We start from the raw sequence: 511 nt of genomic DNA, 5'->3' as shown, positions 1-511 counted from the left end.
GGGATAGCGGCCGGTCGTCGGGCAGGATCCAGGATCCGGTCTGGAACACCTCCTGCCCTGCCGTCCCGCCTCCGGGCCACGGACCCAACGTCGGATCGGACGCCAGCCACGGCAGCTCGGTGAATACGTGGCTGCGTACGTCATCGATCGGCGGTAGGCCCACGGTTGCCCGGTGCTGGTTGAGTGGTTCGCGGAACATGGTGTTCATGTGTTTGGCGTCGCGGGCCCACAGCTCGCTGGGTTCGGCGTCGGTGGGTGTGGTGTTGTCCTGCCCTGGCAGCGGCACCACCGGTGGTGCGTGGTGTGGTGAGGGCAGCTGGTTGGGGCTGTAGACGGCGAAGGTGTAGCCGATGCCCAGCATCTCCGCCACCGACCGGACCGCAGTCAGCACCGGGGTGGTGCAGACGATGAGGTCGCAGCCGTCGGCCGCGGCGGCGATCTTGTCGAACTGGGCGGCGACCTGCGCCCGCGCCATCTGCTGCATCTGCTCGACAGAGAACGACGGCGGCGG

At 68.7% G+C, this 511-nt stretch carries 1 pseudogene; it reads right to left on the bottom strand.

Features of this window, described 5'->3' with window-relative positions:
• Window positions 1–511: pseudogene (locus ABD287_RS18490) on the bottom strand (glycosyltransferase); the annotation flags it as partial.

The sequence above is a fragment of the Pilimelia columellifera subsp. columellifera genome (assembly GCF_039532605.1).
GTDB lineage: Bacteria > Actinomycetota > Actinomycetes > Mycobacteriales > Micromonosporaceae > Pilimelia > Pilimelia columellifera.
This window is presented reverse-complemented; position numbering and strand designations above follow the sequence as displayed.